Here is a 16,937-nt window from a genome sequence, read left to right on the forward strand (position 1 = left end):
CTCGCGGGGAGCGGGTCTGTCAGCAGCGCAGGATCACCGTGCGCAGGGTGTCCGGTGTGCGGGGGAGGACGGCGCCGGCGGGGATCCGGGGCGCCGCGGGGGCCGGTGCCGGCAAGGGGACCGGCCGCAGGGGCACTGCCCGGCGGTTGGCCGTGCGGACCAGCGGGGGCAGGGCCGCCTCCACGGCGTCGTACTCGACGCTCGCGGTGGCCGGAACCGGCTCGGCCGCACAGGTCTCCCCGGGCACCAGGAGGGCGAGCGTCAGCACGAGCACCCGCAGCCAGGCGCGGCTGCGGGAGAGGCTTCGTGCGGTGCTCACGGGAGGTGGACTGCCCCCGACGCGCCGGTGTTCAGTCCGTTCGGGGGCGAGGTCCGCCCGTACGGACTACAGCGCGCGCGGCACCTGCTGGGCCCGGCCCTTGATCCGGACGGCGGTGATGATCTCCACGACACCGACCGCGACCAGCCAGATGCCGCCGACCAGGGTGAGGACGGCGACGGACTCGAAGGGCGAGTCGATCAGGACGATGCCGGCGACGAAGGTGACGATCCCGAGGAAGACCTGCCAGCCGCGGGCGGGCATGTGCGGGTCGGAGGCGGCGGCCAGGGTCTGGGTGATGCCGCGGATGAGCCAGCCGATGCCGATCCACAGGGCCAGCAGCAGGATCGACTGCATCGGGCCGCGGAAGCAGAACAGGCCCAGCAGGATCGACAGGGCGCCGCTGATGAAGGCCAGCACGCGCAGAGCGGTGGTCTTGTGCGTGCCGAAGGCGGCGACCAGCTGGAAGATGCCGCTGATCAGGAGGTAGAGGCCGAACAGGATGCCGGCCGCGAGGAGGGAGGCGCCCGGCCAGACGAGGACCAGGACGCCGAGGATCAGGGAGGCGATGCCGGTGACCAGGACGACCTGCCAGGCGGCCTTGGACAGGGCGTGCAGGGGGCCCTCGAAGGGCGGTTCCGGTGTGTGCGTGCCCGGTGCGGTCGCGGTGCCGGCGTGGACCTTGCGGTCGTCGTACTCCGGGCCCCGGGAAGAAGCGCTCGGCTCAGTCATGTTCCATGTTTGGATCCGCCGCGCGCCCGGCGCCACCCCTGGGAGCCGGTCGGCTGACACGCGCCGGGAGGCCGCCCGGCGGCCGCGGGGCGGTGGCTATTTCCCGGCGGCCTTGGCCGCCTTCGCCGCGGCCTTCATCTCCTGCTTGTGCGCCCGCACCTTGGCCAGCGACTCAGGGCCGGTGATGTCGGCGACGGAGCGGTGGGACTTCGTCTCGCCGTACGCGCCGGCCGCCTCTCGCCAGCCCTTGGGCTGGACGCCCAGCTGCTTGCCGAGCAGCGCCAGGAAGATCTGCGCCTTCTGCTTGCCGAAGCCGGGCAGCTCCTCAAGGCGCCGCAGCAGCTCGCGTCCGTCGGCGACGCCCTTCCAGACGAGTTCGGCGTTCCCGTCGTAGTGCTCGACGAGGTACTGGCACAGCTGCTGGATCCGCTTGGCCATGGAGCCCGGGTAGCGGTGCACGGCCGGCTTCTCCGAGAGCAGCGCGGCGAAGGCCTCCGGGTCCTGCGCGGCGATCTCGTGCGCGTCCAGATCGGCGGCGCCGAGCCGGTCCGCGATCGTGCGCGGCCCCTTGAACGCCCACTCCATCGGGACCTGCTGGTCGAGCAGCATCCCGGTCAGCGCGGCGAGCGGGGAGCGGCCGAGGAGTTCGTCGGCCTCGGGGTCCTGGGCGAGGTGCAGGGTGACGTCCATGCGTCGATTTTCGCGCGTACGCCGTCAGCTCGCGCGCCAGTACCCGAGCGCGTGCGTCCGCTCCTTCGGCACGCCCAGCTCTTTGCGCACGTAGGCCGACAGCGTGCGGGTGGTCCGGGTGTCGCAAGCGATCCAGACGTACGGCGCGTCGGCGTCCGCCAGCGCCTTCGGCAGCTCGGCACGCACCTGCTCGACCAACTCGCCCCGGGGCAGCCTCCGCACCTCGTGCCGGTCGGAGTCGGTGCGGAAGGGCAGGTCGCCCGCGCCGCCCTCGAACCAGATCGTCGCCGGTACCGAACCGAACACGCCGAGCAGGGAGTTGATCGCGGGCAGCGAGGCCGGGTCGCCGATCGCGAGGACGTGGGTGGGCGTGGGTGCCGGCTCCTCGAAGCCGGTGCCCTGGACGGTCGCGCCGATGGTGTCGCCGGGCTTCGCGGTCCGGGCCCAGTCGCTGGCGGCGCCCTCGTGCAGGGCGAACTCCAGGTCGAAGGTGCCGGTCGCCGGGTCGGGGTCGACCAGGGTGTACGCCCGCTGGTGCGGCTTGCCCGCGTTGGTGAACCACAGCCGGGCCCACATGGTCGGGTGGACGCCGGTCGCGGCGAGCAGACCGCCGTCGGTGAGGCGCAGTCGGCGGTACTCCGGTGTGACGTCCTCGGCCCCGGTCACCGTCAGCGTGAAGTCCTTCGCCCGCATCAGCCGAAGGACCGTGCCCTCCCAGCCCCGCCCCTGCGCCATGCCGTCTCCACTCTTCACGTACGATTTCTCCTCGACTTACTTAGGTAAGGCTAACCTAAAGGATAGTGAGGGCACAGAGTGGGGACCGAGATCTACCGAGACGCATGGGGCATCCCCCACCTGCGCGCCGCCACCGCCCTCGAACTGGCCCGAGCCCAGGGCGAGGTGACGGCCCGCGACCGAGCCTGGCAACTGGAAACCGAACGCCACCGTCTCCTGGGCACCTCGGCGGCCTTCCTGGGCCCGGAGGCGGTCCCCTGGGACGTCTTCGCCCGCCGAGCCCGCCTGGCGGACACGGCGAAGCGCTGCTTCACGTCCCTGGAGGAACGCGATCCGGAGACGGCGGAGTGGGTGCGGGCGTATGTGGACGGGGTGAATGAGGGGCTGGCGGCGGTCGCGGAGACGTCGGAGACCTCGGGGGAGGCGCCGAACGAAACGGTGTCCGCCGACCCGCGGAGCGAAACCGCGTTCGCCGCCCCGGAGTTCGCGCGTGCGGGCCTCGCCCCCGGCCGCTGGGAACCCTGGACCCCGCTCGGCGTGTGGCTCGCCACGCACATCCTCTTCGCCGGTTTCCCGGCCAAGCTCTGGCGGGAGGAGGCGGTGCGGCACCTGGGCGAGGAGGCGGTCGGCCTGTTCGCCACGGACGGTCCCGGTACCTCCGGGAGCAACGGCTGGCTGGTGAGCGGGGCGCGTACGACGACCGGTCACGCGGTGATCGCCGGTGACCCGCACCGCTTCATCGAGGACCCCGGCGTCTACCAGCAGATCCACCTCTCCTGCCCGGAGTTCGACGTCGTCGGCCTCGCCGTCCCCGGCGTCCCGGGCATCGCCCACTTCGGCCACACCGGCACGGTCGCCTGGGCCATCACCAACGCCATGGCCGACTACCAGGACCTCTACCGCGAACGCCTCCGCCGCACCGGCGCCGGCATCGAGGCCCTGGGCCCCGACGGACGGTGGCACCGGGCCTCCCGGCACACGGAGGTCGTCGAGGTGGCCGGGGAGTCCCCGATCGAGGTCGAGGTGATCGAGACGGAACGGGGGCCGGTGATCGCGGGGGGTCCGGAGGGGCTGGACGGGGGGCTTGTGGGGGACGAGGGGTCTGCTGGGCCGCAGGCTTCGGGCCCCGCTGGCTCGGCCGGGCTCTCGGCTTCGGTCGTCCCCGTCCCTGCCGCGCCGCAGTCTCCGGGCGGGCTCGGTACCACGGGTGCCTCCGCCTGTCCGGCCGACCTCTCGGCGGGCGTCCCCGTTCCGGCCGGTGCGCAGCCAACAGGCGCCGCCTCCTCCGGCGGGCCGCAGGCCCCCGGTGCCGCATCGTCCACCGCGCCGCGGGCCCCCGGAGCCACTCCTTCCGCCCCGCCCCAGGCCCCCGACATCACCCCCCTCCCCATCCCCCTGGCCCTCGCCCTCCGCTACCCACCCCGAGTCACCGCCGACCTCGGCTTCAGCGCCCTGCTCCCCCTCCTCCGGGCCCGCCGCGTCGCCGACATCGACCGGGCCGTCGACCTCTGGGCCGAGCCCGTGAACGTCGTGCAGGCCGCCGATACCGACGGCGGCACCCTGCATCGGGTCGCCGGGAGGGTGCCGTTGCGGGCGGAGGCCAATCGGGTGCGGCTCGTGAATGCCTGGGAGCCCGGGCATGAGTGGCGGGGTTGGCATGAGATGCCCAGGGCCGGACTCGCCGACGGGATCGCCGTGATGGCCAACCAGCGTGGCCCCGCCACCCCGCTCGGCGTCGAGTTCGCCCCGCCGCACCGGGCCGACCGGATCGCCGCCCTGCTGGGGGAGAAGGACCAGTGGGCGCCCGGCGACATGCCGGGGATCCACATGGACACCCATCTCGGTTCCGCCGGGCCCCTGTTGGACCACCTGGCCGCCCTCACCGAGGTCACCGACCTGTCCCCCGACGCCGTCGCCCTCCGCGACCGCCTGCTGCGCTGGGACCGCCGTATGGACGCGGCCGGCGTCGACGCGGCGGCCTACGCGGCGGTGCGCGGCGCGGTCGTACGGCGGCTCGCGGGGCACGAGGTGTTCGCCTCGCTCGTCGTGCCGCCCGCCTACCCCGACGTCTTCCTGCCCTGGCTCGCCCTGCTCCCCCGGATCGCCTTCGCGCTCGAACACCTGCTGCGGGCCGAGGAGTTGTACGGGATCGACCGGGCGGTGGTCGTGCGGGAGGCGCTGGAGGAGGTCGCCGGCGCGTACGTCGACGTGCCCTGGGGCGGTACCCACCGCCTCGCCCCCTGGCGGGCCCTCCCGCAACCCTCGTACGACGAACCGGGGTTGTCCGGCGATCACGACTGCGTGCTGTGCACCTCGGCCGTGCCCGGGCTGACCGACCTGAGCGCGCGCGGGCCGGCCGCACGGTACGTGTGGGATCTGGCGCGGCGCGAGGACAGCCGGTGGGTGGTGCCGTTCGGGGCCTCGGGTGTGCCCGGTTCGGCCCATCACCGCGATCAACTCCCCTTGTGGCTCAGGGGAGATCTCGTCCCGGTCGTCACCGACTTCGACCGGCTCACCAAAGAGATCACCGAAGAGATCACCGAAGAGATCGTCAAGGAGACCGAGTTCGATGTCTGACCCCTACCGTTCCCGCGCCGCCGCCCACGAGCAGGACGTCGACGGATTCGGCACCGTCCGCGTACTGCCCCTCGACCCGCCCGCCGACGCGGACGTGGTGCACGCCTGGGTGGGCGAGGAACGCGCCGCCTTCTGGGGCATGACCGGGCTCACGCGTGACCAGGTCGCCGAGATCTACGCGCACATGGCCGGCCTCGACACCCATCACGCCTTCCTGGTCGTCAAGGACGCCGAACCGGTCGCGCTGCTGCAGACCTACGAGCCCGAGGCGGACCGGGTGAGCGAGTGCTACGAGGTGCGGGCCGGTGACATCGGCATCCACGTGCTGCTCGCCCCGGCCGGTGCGGACGGCGCGCTCGCCGGGTGGTCGGCGGCGCTGCTGGGGGCCGTGGCGACGTATGTGCTGAAGACGCTCGACCGGCCGCGGGTCGTCGTCGATCCGGACGTGCGCAACGAGAAGGCGATCGCGCGTTTCCTGCGGCTGGGGTTCGAGCCGGGGCCGGTGGTCGTGCTGCCCGAGATCGATCTGCCGGACGTGCATCTGCCGGAGAAGAAGGCCCAGCTGGCCTTTCTCGCCCGGGAGGTAGCCTTCCCCGGGTGACCCCCGAGGACCTCGTCGCCCACTACGGACTGGAGCCGATTCCGCGCGAGGGCGGGCTGTTCAGACAGACCTGGGCGGGCCCGGAGCGCGCGGACGGCCGGCCGGCGGGCACCGCGATCGTCGCCCTGCTGACGGCCGACGACTTCTCCGCCCTGCACCGCCTGCCCACCGACGAGATCTGGCACTTCTACCTAGGCGACCCCCTGGAGCTCCTCCTCCTCGCTCCGGACGGGACCTCCGCCACGGCGGTCCTCGGACCGGACGTGCTCGGTGGCCAGCGGCCTCAACTGACCATCCCCGCCGGGACCTGGATGGGCGGCCGGGTCGTCGCGGGCGGCGCGTGGGCGTTCTTCGGGTGCACGATGGCGCCCGGGTTCACCTACGAGGGGTACGAGCACGGAGACGCGGACGCGCTCACGGCGCGGTATCCGGACCGCGCGGACCGGATCGCGGGACTGTGCCGTCCATGAGCTTGCTGGAGGGACAGATCGCCCTGGTCACCGGCGCGGGCGGCGGCATCGGCCGGGGCATCGCGCTGCGCTTCGCCGAAGAGGGCGCGGCGGTCGCCGTGCACTGCCGTACGGCGGTGCAGGCGGCCGAGGAAGTGGCCGCGCGCATCCGGGACTCGGGCGGCCGGACCGTCGTGCTCCAAGCCGATCTCACCGACGCGGACGCGTGCGCGCGCTTGGTCGGCGAGGCGGCCGAGTGGGGCGGCGGACGGCTGACGGCACTGGTCAACAACGCCGGCGTACAGCCCGTACAGGCGCTGCCCGGCATGACCGCCGCCGAGTGGCGGGCGGTCGTCGACGCCAACCTGTCGGGCGTGTTCGCCTGCACGCAGGCCGCCGCGGAGGTCATGCGGGGGCAGGACGGCGGGGGCTCGGTGACGCACATCGCGTCGATCGAGGCCCGGCAGCCGGCCCCGTTGCACGCGCACTACAGCGCCTCCAAGGCGGCCGTCGTCATGCACGCGCGTGCCGCCGCCCTGGAGTACGGCCCGTACGGTGTCCGCGTCAACACGGTCTCGCCCGGCCTGATCGACCGGGCGGGGCTTGCGGAGTCCTGGCCGGAAGGGGTGCGGAGGTGGCTGGACGCGGCACCGGCCGGACGCCTGGGCCGGCCCGAGGACGTGGGTGACGCCTGTGTGTTCCTGGCCTCACGGCTCGCCTCCTGGGTGACGGGCCACGACCTGGTGGTGGACGGTGGGGTGTCGGCGCGGCCCACGTGGTGAGCGCCGTCTCCGCCGGAGTCCCCGGTGAGTGTTCGTCGGCTGTCGCCCGTACGTATACGGGACGGCGGCAAGTCCCGATACGGAGTGTGGCGTGGGGTGTGACGGTGGACGCAGTGCACGGCAAGGACGTCGAGGACTCCGCGGGTTCCGTGGCGGCCGCGGCTCCGGCGGACGCCGAAACCGCGGCCTTCAAGGGATGGTGCTGCTGGGCGCCGTGCTGGTCCTGCTCGTCCTCGGCGGCGCGGGACCCGCGTCGGCCCATGCCGCCCTCAAAGGCACCGACCCCGCCGACGGGAGCGTCCTCAAGTCGGCCCCCCGTGGCATCACTCTGACCTTCACGGAGTCCGTCGGCCTGCTCGACGACTCCTTCCGGGTCCTGAGCCCCGACAACCGCAGGGTGCGCATCGGCGAGGCCGGGCACGGCCCCGGCGGCTCCGACACGGCCCGCGTGACGCTGCCCAAAGGGCTCGCCCAGGGCACATACGTCGTGGCGTGGCGGGTCGTGTCGGCGGACAGCCACCCGGTGTCGGGCGCGCTGACCTTCTCCATCGGCAAGGCGTCCCCGACGGCGGCCGTCGCGGATCCCGGCCCGGTCGAGGACCCCGCCACCGGCAGCCTCTACAACATCGGCCGATATCTGGCCTATCTCGCCGCGGCCCTGGTCATCGGCACCGCCGCGTTCGTCGCGCTGTGCCGCCCGTCGGACCGGACGCCGCTGCGCCGCCCGCTGGTGGTGGGCTGGTGGACTCTGGTGGGTTCCACGATCGCCCTGCTGGTCCTGCGCGCTCCGTACGAGGCGGGTACCGGCCCAGGGACCGCCTTCGACTCCGAGGCCCTCAGCCGCACCTTCACGGGCCGTCCTGGGCTCGCTCTGGTGGCTCGCCTGGCGCTGCTTCTGGTGGCCGCCGCACTCGCCGTACGACTGCGTGGGCGTGAGACCTTCTCGCGCCCGGCGCTCGCCGCCGGTACCGCACTCGCCGTAGGCCTCGCGCTCACCTGGGCCGCCGCCGAGCACGCGTCGGCCGGTATCCAGGTGCCGGTGGCGATGGCGTCCTCGGTGCTGCACCTGCTGGCGATGGCCCTCTGGCTGGGCGGACTCACCGCCCTGCTGCTGTCCCTGTACCGCGCCTCCTCGCTGCCCGCGGCCACCGTCGCCCGCTTCTCCCGGCTCGCCTTCCTCTCGGTGACCGTCCTCGTCGTCACCGGCGTCTACCAGACCTGGCGCGGCCTCGGCTCCTGGAGCGCCTTCACGGAGACGACGTACGGCCGCCTCCTGGTCGCCAAGCTCTTCGCGGTCGTCCTGCTGCTGATGGCGGCCGGCGTCTCGCGGCGCTGGACGGCGGCCATGACGACGGCGGACGTGGACGTCGAGTCGGCCGCGGAGACGGTCGTACGGGAGAGGGTTCCGCAGCCCGTGGGCGGCCCGTCGTTGCCGTCGCCGGGGGAGCCCGACGGGGCGTCCGGGGCGCCGGCGTCCGACGCGCACCGGCGTGGGCTGCGGCGGTCCGTGCTGGCCGAAGTGGCCGTCGGTGTCGCGGTGCTGGTGATCACGACGATCCTCACCGGCACGCTGCCGGGCCGCGCGGCGGAGGAGGCCGCGGCACAGCCCGCGACCGGTGCCGGGCTGCCCGCCGCGTCCGTCACGACGATCCCCTTCGACGTCGGCACCCCCAACGGCCAGGGCAAGGTGCAGATCACCCTCGACCCGGGCCGGGTCGGCGACAACACCGTGCAGGCCGTGGTGTTCGGCCCCGACGGCGGCATCTCCACCGTCCCCGAACTACGCCTGTCCCTCACCCTGCCCGCCCAGAAAATCGGTCCGCTCGACGCTCGCCTGACCGACCGCGGCGGATACTGGGCCAGTGACAATCTCACCGTGCCCATCGCCGGGACATGGGAGATGAAGGCCACGGTCAGGGTCTCCGAACTCGATCAGGTGAGTGCGACGAAGTCGGTGCGGATCGTCGGCTGACCGACGGTTGTTCGTCGGTTGGTGGCGGTTTCGTCGGCAATGGCACCCGCTCCTGTTCGAGGGCTCGGACGAAACGATCACCGTTGTGTCGGTCACGTTTCCACAAAGGTGGACGTGACCCCTTGACCCATGACCGGATATGGGGCTGTTATTACCGCCACGATGTTCGGTCGAGTTGGTTTCTGGTCGGTTTCGACTTTTTTTCGACGCGGCAGTATCTCCGAGACCGAACCCAGCCCTCAGGAGCCGTTGATGCGTGACCTCTCCCCCTCGGGTCTCTCTCTCACTGGTCCAAGTCGCCGTGGTGTGTTGCGCGGTGTCGGCGGTGCCGCCCTGCTCGGCGCCGGCATCCCGCTGCTCAGCGCCTGTGGCGACAGCGGGTCGTCCTCCGACCCCAAGACCGTCACCCTCGGCTCCAACGCGTCCGACGCGGTGCCGAAGAAGGCCTTCGCGAGCGTCTACGCGGACTTCAAGAAGACGTCCGGTATCACCGTCAAGGTCAACACGAAGGACCACAACACCTTCCAGGAGCAGATCAACTCCTACCTGCAGGGGACCCCGGACGACGTCTTCAACTGGTTCGCCGGGTACCGCATGCAGTTCTTCGCGGCCAAGAGGCTCGCCACGCCGATCGACGACGTGTGGGCGAAGATCGGGGACAACTTCCCCGACGCCATGAAGAAGCTCAGCAAGGGCGAGGACGGCAAGTACTACTTCGTGCCGCTGACCACGTACCCCTGGGCGGTCTTCTACCGCAAGAGCGTCTTCGCGGACAAGGGCTACACCGTCCCCACCACGTGGGACGAACTGGTCGCCCTGTGCAAGAAGATGAAGAGCGACGGCCTGGTTCCGATCGCCTTCGGCGACAAGGACGCGTGGCCCGCGATGGGCACGTTCGACCAGATCAACTTCCGCCTCAACGGGTACGACTTCCACGTCGACCTGATGGGCGGCAAGGCCGAGTGGACCGACCCCAAGGTGAAGGCCGTCTTCGACCACTGGGCCGAACTGCTCCCCTACCACCAGGACGGCTTCATGGGCCGCACCTGGCAGGACGCGGCGCAGGGACTGGTGGCCAAGAAGTCCGGCATGTACCTCCTGGGCTCCTTCGTGGCCCAGCAGTTCACCAACAAGGCCGACCTGGACGACCTCGACTTCTTCGCTTTCCCGGAGATCAACTCCGCGTACGGCCAGGACACCGTCGAGGCGCCGACCGACGGCTTCATGGTCAGCAAGAGCCCGAAGAACAAGGACGGCGTCGCCAAGCTCCTGGAGTACCTGGGCAGCCCGGCCGCCGAGGAGATGTACCTCAAGACCGACCCGAGCGTGGTGGCCGCGTCCAACAAGGCCGACACCTCCGCCTACTCGGCGCTGCAGAAGAAGGCGTTCGAGATGATCGGCAACGCCAAGACCCTGACCCAGTTCATGGACCGTGACAGCCGTCCGGACTTCACCTCGACGGTGATGCAGCCGGCGCTGCAGAAGTTCCTCCAGAACCCCAAGGGCATCGACAATCTGCTGACCTCGATCGAGCGCCAGAAGAAGACGATCTTCGCCACCTCATGAGCGCCGACATCACCACGAAGACCCCGGAGGCAGCCGCCGAGCCGCCTCCGGGGCCCGCGCCTGTCGACAAGCGGGTCCCGCGGGGCCATCAGCGCCTGCTGACCCGCCGTGACCGCGTCGCGCTCGCCTTCATGGCGGGCGTGCCGACGATCCTGCACGTCGCCCTCGTCTGGGTGACCGCCCTCGCCTCGATCCTCCTGGCCTTCACCACCTGGGACGGCATCGGCTTCGACTCCATCCAGTGGGTCGGGCTCCAGAACTTCCGGGAACTGTTCACCAACAACCCGCAGTTCTGGCCGGCCCTCCAGCACAACGTCATCTGGTTCGTCGCGCTGATCCTGATCCCGACCCCGTTCGGGCTCTTCCTGGCCATGCAGCTGGACAAGAACATCCGCTTCAGCCGCGTCTACCAGACCGCGTTCTTCCTGCCGGTCGTGGTCTCGCTGGCGGTCACCGGATTCGTCTGGCAGCTCATCTACAATCCCGACACCGGCCTGATCAACAGCGTCATCGGGGCCAACAAGCCCGGCCACTACATCGACTGGATCGGCGACCCCAAGCTCAACCTGTGGGCCGTACTGATCGCCGCCTCCTGGCGGCACACCGGGTACATGATGATCCTGTACCTGGCCGGTCTGAAGGGCGTTGACCCCTCCCTGCGGGAGGCCTCCGCGCTGGACGGCGCGAACGAGTGGCAGACCTTCAAGAGCGTCATCTTCCCGACGCTGCGGCCCACCAACACGGTCGTCCTGGTCGTCACCATCATCGAGTCGCTGCGCGCCTTCGACCTGGTCTACGTCTTCAACAAGGGCGCCCAGGGCACCGAGTTGCTGTCGATCCTGATCACCAACAACATCATCGGCGAGTCCAGCCGCATCGGTTACGGCTCGGCGATCGCGGTCGTCCTGCTGGTCATCTCGCTCGTCGTGATCATCCCGTACCTGATCACGACCTTCCGGAAGGAGCGGAGCGGATGAGCACCACCACCGTCGCGCTCAACGAGAAGCAGCGCACCCCCCTGCGCCCGGCCAGGGTCCTGCTCCACGTGTTCCTCGTCGTCACGTCGCTGGTCTGGCTCGCCCCGCTGCTGTGGGCGGTCTACGCGGCCCTGCGGCCGTACTCCGAGACCAGCGACAAGGGGTACGTCTCCTGGCCGGACACGCTGAACTTCGACAACTTCAAGAACGCGTTCCAGCAGTCCGACATGACGCACTACTTCGTCAACACGCTGATCATCGCGGTGCCCGCCGTGGTGCTCACGCTGCTGCTGTCGTCGATGGTCGCGTTCTACGTCAGCCGCTTCGACTTCCGGCTCAACATCTTCCTGCTGCTGGTCTTCACGGCCGGCAACCTGCTGCCGCAGCAGGTCATCATCACCCCGCTGTACCGCATGTACCTGCTGATCGACCTGCCGGGCGTCACGGCCAGCGGCAAGCTCTACGACTCCGCGCTCGGCCTGGTCCTCATCCACGTGGCGTTCCAGTCCGGGTTCTGCGCCTTCGTGCTCAGCAACTACATGCGGATGCTGCCGCACGAGCTGACCGAGGCGGCGCTGGTCGACGGGGCGTCGGTGTGGCGGATGTACTGGCAGATCGTGCTGCCGCTGTGCAAGCCGGCGATGGCGGCCCTGGGGACGTTGCTGTCCATCTGGATCTACAACGACTTCTTCTGGGCCATCGTGCTGATCTCGACCGGTGAGAACATGCCGATCACCTCGGCCCTGAACAACCTCTCCGGCCAGTACTTCACCGACCCCAACCTGGTCGCCGCCGGCGCCCTGCTCACCGCGATCCCCACGCTGATCGTGTACTTCGTGCTGCAGCGGCAGTTCGTCAGCGGTCTGACGCTCGGCGCCAACAAGGGCTGACGGACCCTCAGTGACAAGCGCTGTCGGCCCCTTTGTGAAAGAGACCCCCGTGCACCGCCCCTTCACCCCCGTCGCCTCCGTCCTCGTGGACCCGGTCAACGCCCGTGTCCACGAGGAGGGTTGGCAGTCCTGGAGCCCCAGCGGCGACTACGCCCTCGGCGACAAGCCGTACCGCCCGGCCACCGACAACTGGGCCACGGTCTGCTACCGCCCCGGCCACACCGTCCCCGAGGGCACCTTCCAGGGCGAGGGCCTGCTGGCGCTCGACCCGGGCGACGGCTCCCCGGTCCGCCTGTGGGCCGCGCAGGACCCCACGCGCGAGGTCCCCTCGATCCGCCTCGACGTGACGGACGGGCACGCGGAGATCAGCGCGAACGGCCCGGTGAAGGAGTGGGCCTGATGGCCCGCCCGGCCGTGGAGACCCGCGAGCGCTGGGCGGCCCACGTCGAGGCGACCGGCGGCCTGATGGCGTCGAGCGACCGCCTGCTCTCCCTGGACGAGTGGGGCGTGTCGACGACCCGCCGCCTGCTGTCGGGGCCCGGCGGGGCCTGACCGGCTAGAGGCGCAGCAGCCGCTGGATGAGCTCCCGGTACTGCCGCAGCGCGAGGTGGAGTTCGGCGGTCTGGTTCTCGGGGTCCTGCCCCTGCCAGCTCTCGCGGAGCGCCTGCCGCTGTTCGGCGAGGACGGCCGTCAGCTGTGCGGTGGCTTCGTCGAAGGCACCCTCGGCCTCCTCCAGCGACTCGTGCGGGGCGTCGGGGAAGGTGTTGAGGGCCCGGCCCAGCCGCTGCACGATCTTCTCCCGCTCACCCGGCGGGAACAGTGGTGCCGGGCCCGAGGTACGGCGTCCCGATACACCGCGGGGCTGGTCCGAGGGCTGTTGGGCGCGTGTCTGGTCGTACATCGTCGAGTACCGCTTTCCTGTCTGTCGGGCCCGCGCCGCCGCGAAGGCGCCGTCGAACGGACACGGTTGTTACACGGGCGGGAGTACGGTGGAGGGGATCAGGGCTTTTCGTATGCCGGAACTCGGACCGGCTCCAGGCCGTCGTTTCGGGGCCTGAGCGAGTCCGCCGGAGCGTTTCTTCCGTAGTACGCCACCCGTCCTCACAGGGGCAGCCCGTGACCCCGGCCGCGCCATTCGCATCCAGGCCGAGGAGCCACGCATGCCGCTCAGTTCCCTCACCCCGACGACGGCCGCACCGGAGGATCCGGTCCCGTCGTCCCAGGGTTACGACGGGACGTCCCCCTTCCCGTCGGACGGCCCGGCACCCCCGCGCGACGGCGCCGCGCGGATCTACGTGACGATCACCGCGGTGATCGTCGTGCTGCCGTTCGTGGCGATCGGCCTCGCCGGCTGGTTGCTGTGGGGCAGTCTCATCCATCCCGTCGACATCGCCTTGGCGGTCGTCCTCTACACGGTCACATGCCTCGGCGTCACGGTCGGCTTCCACCGCGGTCTGACCCACGGCGGTTACCGGGCCGTCCGCCCGGTGCGCATAGCGCTCGCGGTGGCCGGTTCGATGAGCTTCCAGGGCGACGTCATCGGCTGGGTCGCCACCCACCGCCGCCACCACGCCTTCACCGACCGCCCCGGCGACCCGCACTCCCCGTACCGCTACGGCACCCATCTCTCCGGCCAGTTGCGCGGACTGCTGCACGCGCACGTGGGCTGGCTGTTCCGCAACGACCGGACACCGGCCGAGCGCTACGCCCCCGACCTGCTGGCCGACCCGGACATCAGGGCCGTCTCCCGCGCCTTCCCGCTCCTGTGCCTGGCCACGCTCGCGTTGCCGTTCGGGCTGGGCTGGGCGATCGGCGGCAGCTGGCTGTACGGCGTAACGGCCTTGCTGTGGGCGGGACTTGTCCGCATCGCGCTGCTCCACCACGTCACCTGGAGCGTCAACTCGCTGTGCCACATGATCGGCGAGCGCCCGTTTCGCACCAGGCGCCACGACCGGGCCACCAACCTGTGGCCGCTCGCCCTGCTCTCCTTCGGCGAGAGCTGGCACAACCTCCACCACGCCGACCCCACCAGTGCCCGGCACGGCGTCGACCGAGGTCAGATCGACCTCTCGGCCGAGGTCATCCGCCTCTTCGAACGCCTCGGCTGGGTGCACGACGTGCGCTGGCCGACCCCGGACCGCGTGGCCGCCCGCCGCACCTGACGTCGACCACCCCTCTCCGCAAGGCAGTTGACAGGAGCACTCATGACCACCGCACTGCAACCCCCGCTTCCCTCCCATCCTGTCCTGCGCCTGCGACTGGCCGCCCACAGCGGCATGCCCCGCCCCATCGACGGAGCCTGGTGGCCCCGCTCCTACGACCTGCTCACCGAACTCCCCAAGCTGCTGGCCGGGTTGCCGCGCAAGTGGGGCCACATCACCAGCGTCACCGTCAACGGCGCCACGTGGTCCGAGGTGCCCGGCCGCATGCTCGTCTCCAACCAGCCCGTACAACTCCACCGAAGCCTCGCCACCTCCGCCGCCCACACCATCGTCCTGCTCGCCCCCGGCCGAGGCCGCTGGGACCTGCTGGTGGTACCCCCCGATACGACCGCCGAGGAGGCGGAACCGTTGATGGAGGCGGCTGCGGCCGATCACGTGTGAGCGGATCGGCTGGTGGAGCTGGTCGAGGTGTGGCGGGGGCAGTTGGGCCTGGGGCTGGACCCCGTGCGGCCGGATCCCGAGCGGCTGGATCACGGGTGACCGGACCCGCCACGGACCGCCGCCCGGCCACGGCGGGCGACGCGTCCCCCCTGACGCGCGTCGAACCGGCAGAACAGCCGCGTCCCGCCAACGGCCAGGATCAGCAGGGCACTTACGGCCAGAGCGGTGGCCACGGCGGTCACATCCCCACGGCGCGGTGCTGATTCCGGCCGTACGAGGGAACGGGGACGGCGAGGGCGACGGCAACGGCGGTTTCGCTCGCGACACCCCAGTCCTCCGGACCGCCTACCTCGGGGTCCGGGCTTTTGCTGCTGGCACCTTCCATCGCCATGAGCGCGCTCGCGGTCAGCGCCGGACCGGTGTCCGCACTCGCGGCGGCCATCAGACGGGCGGCCACCGGGGCGTCGGTCTCCGGCGGCACCACCAGGAGATCCCAGCGGCCGGCGGTGTAGGACAACAGCAGGATCTGGTCCGGGTCCAGCAGCTCCGAGGCGAACCAACCCACCTTCACCACATGGCCGTTGACGAAGATCCGGGGCGGCAGGATCGGCCAGTTGCGGGGGTTGACCGCGATCCGGGTGATCCGTCCCCACAGCGGGTCCAACACTTCGGCCAGCACGGAGAGTTCACTCGCCAGGTCACGCGTACGAGGCCACCACGCACCGTCCAGCTCGACGGGCCCGCCGGAACGGCTCTCGGACTTCAGCGCGAGGCGTGCGAGCGGGGCCCTGAACGGGACGGCCCGCAGCGGGGATTGAGGCGTGGACGCGGACATCGCGCAAACCTGTCTCCGGACCCCTGCGGGGGCGCAGTCGCCCGGTGTCGTCGCTCACCGGGAACGACACCGGCATCGGGGCCGGTGCGCGAAGTACTCCCGATGAGTTCACGCTACTCCCCGAAGGGCCTGGACGGACCGTTCCCGCAGGCAGTCTCACCGGGTCGGAGGCGGGGGAGTCGTCGAGGGTGTGGACTTCGGTGCGCGCGTTCGGGTCGGGGGACTTCGCCGTAAGCCGGTCCCGGCCGGGATATGGACCACCGTCCCTGGTCACCCTCACGATCGCCGTCCCGCTGTCCCACTGCTCCGCCGTCCGCCCGTCCGCCCGTTCGACCGGTCCGCGGAGTAGGCTGAAGTCACCGAGAATCTTTCGCGCACCGGCTTCCAGTCTTGTGTCATTTTCGGCGATCGAATACGCCGGGCCGGTTGTCGTCGGCCCGGGGCAGGGTTCGCGTGATGACTGCGACCATCTCTTCCTCGCCGAAGCACGAAGCCGCCGACCGACTCTCCGAGCCCCCATCCTCACCCTCGTCCCCGCTTCGCCTGGCGTTGGCCCCGACCGGTTCCACACCACCCCTGCTGGACGGCGCATGGTGGCCCCGCTCCCGTGACCTGGCGGCGGAACTCCCCTTGCTGACCGCCGTATTGGACCCGCTGTGGGGCCGGATCACCCGGATCACGGTGAACCCCACCCACTGGCCGACCGTCCCGCGCAAGGTGTCCGTCGCCGGCCACGTGGTGAAGGTGGGCTGGTTCCTGCACGAACAGGACGAGCACGAACTCCTGCTGCTCTCCTACCACGTTGGCCGCTGGAACCTCCTGGTCATCCCGCCGAGCACGCCCCCCGACACGGCCGCCTGGCTGATGACCGCCGCGACCGACCCGTTGGGCACGTCCCCCGGCAGCCGGCTGATGGAGGAAGCGGCACGCTTGGGGACGACGTCCGAGGCGGACGCGAACGGGGACGGGGACGGGGCAGCGGTCTGGGACTCGGAAGGGGGCCACGAGGCCCGCGCAGGGAGCCCCGGGGCCCGGGAAGGGGACTCCGAGGCCCGCGAAGGAGATCGGGCGGCACGGACACGAATCCCGGCACAGCCCCGCACCTGACGCTCCGGGGCCCGCTCTTACTCCCCGCGCTCTACGCCCCCACGAGGGCCGACCCGACCCTCCGAACTCCGACGGGCCCTCCGAGCGGAGGAGCCACGCCCC

General features: G+C 71.1%; 18 protein-coding genes and 1 pseudogene. 13 read left to right on the plus strand and 6 right to left on the minus strand.

The genetic code is table 11. From position 1 onward, the window contains the following. Nucleotides 1-19: 19 nt before the first annotated feature. The 4 genes from M2283_RS12295 to M2283_RS12310 all read right to left on the minus strand — a co-directional run bounded on the left by M2283_RS12295 (nt 20) and on the right by M2283_RS12310 (nt 2,476). Nucleotides 20-319 (minus strand): hypothetical protein, encoded by a 300-nt coding sequence (locus M2283_RS12295; protein WP_280876164.1) that lies wholly within the window; start codon nt 317-319, stop codon nt 20-22. A gap of 66 nt (nt 320-385) precedes the next feature. Then, nucleotides 386-1,051, minus strand: a complete 666-nt coding sequence (locus M2283_RS12300; protein ID WP_280876165.1) for an HdeD family acid-resistance protein — start codon at nt 1,049-1,051, stop codon at nt 386-388. A gap of 96 nt (nt 1,052-1,147) precedes the next feature. After that, nucleotides 1,148-1,741, minus strand: coding sequence for an HhH-GPD-type base excision DNA repair protein (locus tag M2283_RS12305; RefSeq protein WP_280876166.1), 594 nt, complete (start codon nt 1,739-1,741; stop codon nt 1,148-1,150). A gap of 24 nt (nt 1,742-1,765) precedes the next feature. Continuing rightward, entirely contained in the window at nt 1,766-2,476 is a 711-nt protein-coding gene (locus tag M2283_RS12310) for a siderophore-interacting protein (protein ID WP_280876277.1), read from the minus strand. A 78-nt stretch (nt 2,477-2,554) separates the two neighbouring features. On the opposite strand from M2283_RS12310, the gene M2283_RS12315 reads away from it, so the two are divergent. From M2283_RS12315 to M2283_RS12360, 10 genes and pseudogenes are all read left to right on the plus strand, one after another. Next, the gene (locus M2283_RS12315) at nt 2,555-5,053 is read left to right on the plus strand and encodes a penicillin acylase family protein (RefSeq protein ID WP_280876167.1); all 2,499 of its coding nucleotides are present in this window, start codon (nt 2,555-2,557) and stop codon (nt 5,051-5,053) included. Then, nucleotides 5,046-5,654, plus strand: a complete 609-nt coding sequence (locus M2283_RS12320; RefSeq protein ID WP_280876168.1) for a GNAT family N-acetyltransferase — start codon at nt 5,046-5,048, stop codon at nt 5,652-5,654. Before M2283_RS12315 ends, M2283_RS12320 begins: the two co-directional genes overlap by 8 nt. Next, nucleotides 5,651-6,124: a cupin domain-containing protein gene (locus M2283_RS12325; RefSeq protein ID WP_280876169.1), complete on the plus strand. Its 474-nt coding sequence runs from the start codon at nt 5,651-5,653 to the stop codon at nt 6,122-6,124. Before M2283_RS12320 ends, M2283_RS12325 begins: the two co-directional genes overlap by 4 nt. After that, nucleotides 6,121-6,885 (plus strand): SDR family NAD(P)-dependent oxidoreductase, encoded by a 765-nt coding sequence (locus M2283_RS12330; RefSeq protein ID WP_280876170.1) that lies wholly within the window; start codon nt 6,121-6,123, stop codon nt 6,883-6,885. The genes M2283_RS12325 and M2283_RS12330 overlap by 4 nt, the downstream gene beginning before the upstream one ends. A gap of 199 nt (nt 6,886-7,084) precedes the next feature. Next, on the plus strand, nt 7,085-8,857 hold the full coding sequence (locus M2283_RS12335; protein WP_280876278.1) for a copper resistance CopC/CopD family protein: 1,773 nt from the start codon (nt 7,085-7,087) through the stop codon (nt 8,855-8,857). A gap of 252 nt (nt 8,858-9,109) precedes the next feature. After that, on the plus strand, nt 9,110-10,423 hold the full coding sequence (locus M2283_RS12340) for an ABC transporter substrate-binding protein (protein WP_280876171.1): 1,314 nt from the start codon (nt 9,110-9,112) through the stop codon (nt 10,421-10,423). Continuing rightward, entirely contained in the window at nt 10,420-11,400 is a 981-nt protein-coding gene (locus tag M2283_RS12345) for a carbohydrate ABC transporter permease (RefSeq protein ID WP_280876172.1), read from the plus strand. Before M2283_RS12340 ends, M2283_RS12345 begins: the two co-directional genes overlap by 4 nt. Then, a complete protein-coding gene (locus tag M2283_RS12350; RefSeq protein WP_280876173.1) occupies nt 11,397-12,290 on the plus strand; it encodes a carbohydrate ABC transporter permease in 894 nt (297 codons plus the stop codon). Before M2283_RS12345 ends, M2283_RS12350 begins: the two co-directional genes overlap by 4 nt. Before the next feature lie 49 nt (nt 12,291-12,339). Further along, nucleotides 12,340-12,684: pseudogene (locus M2283_RS12355) on the plus strand (alpha-galactosidase); the annotation flags it as partial. Nucleotides 12,685-12,689: 5 nt separating this feature from the next. Continuing rightward, a complete protein-coding gene (locus M2283_RS12360) occupies nt 12,690-12,842 on the plus strand; it encodes a hypothetical protein (protein ID WP_280876174.1) in 153 nt (50 codons plus the stop codon). A 4-nt stretch (nt 12,843-12,846) separates the two neighbouring features. Here the strand turns inward: M2283_RS12360 and M2283_RS12365 are convergent, their stop codons facing one another. Next, nucleotides 12,847-13,191 (minus strand): hypothetical protein, encoded by a 345-nt coding sequence (locus M2283_RS12365; RefSeq protein ID WP_280876175.1) that lies wholly within the window; start codon nt 13,189-13,191, stop codon nt 12,847-12,849. Nucleotides 13,192-13,450: 259 nt separating this feature from the next. Here M2283_RS12365 and M2283_RS12370 point away from each other — a divergent pair, with 259 nt between their 5' ends. Beyond that, nucleotides 13,451-14,452 (plus strand): acyl-CoA desaturase, encoded by a 1,002-nt coding sequence (locus M2283_RS12370; protein ID WP_280876176.1) that lies wholly within the window; start codon nt 13,451-13,453, stop codon nt 14,450-14,452. Between the two features lie 42 nt (nt 14,453-14,494). Then, the gene (locus M2283_RS12375; protein WP_280876177.1) at nt 14,495-14,893 is read left to right on the plus strand and encodes a DUF5994 family protein; all 399 of its coding nucleotides are present in this window, start codon (nt 14,495-14,497) and stop codon (nt 14,891-14,893) included. A 238-nt stretch (nt 14,894-15,131) separates the two neighbouring features. Here the strand turns inward: M2283_RS12375 and M2283_RS12380 are convergent, their stop codons facing one another. Continuing rightward, on the minus strand, nt 15,132-15,728 hold the full coding sequence (locus M2283_RS12380) for a DUF5994 family protein (protein WP_280876178.1): 597 nt from the start codon (nt 15,726-15,728) through the stop codon (nt 15,132-15,134). Between the two features lie 456 nt (nt 15,729-16,184). Here M2283_RS12380 and M2283_RS12385 point away from each other — a divergent pair, with 456 nt between their 5' ends. After that, nucleotides 16,185-16,835 (plus strand): DUF5994 family protein, encoded by a 651-nt coding sequence (locus tag M2283_RS12385; protein ID WP_280876179.1) that lies wholly within the window; start codon nt 16,185-16,187, stop codon nt 16,833-16,835. The last annotated feature ends 102 nt before the right edge of the window (nt 16,836-16,937 follow it).

The sequence above is a fragment of the Streptomyces pseudovenezuelae genome, from assembly GCF_029892565.1.
Lineage (GTDB): Bacteria > Actinomycetota > Actinomycetes > Streptomycetales > Streptomycetaceae > Streptomyces > Streptomyces pseudovenezuelae_A.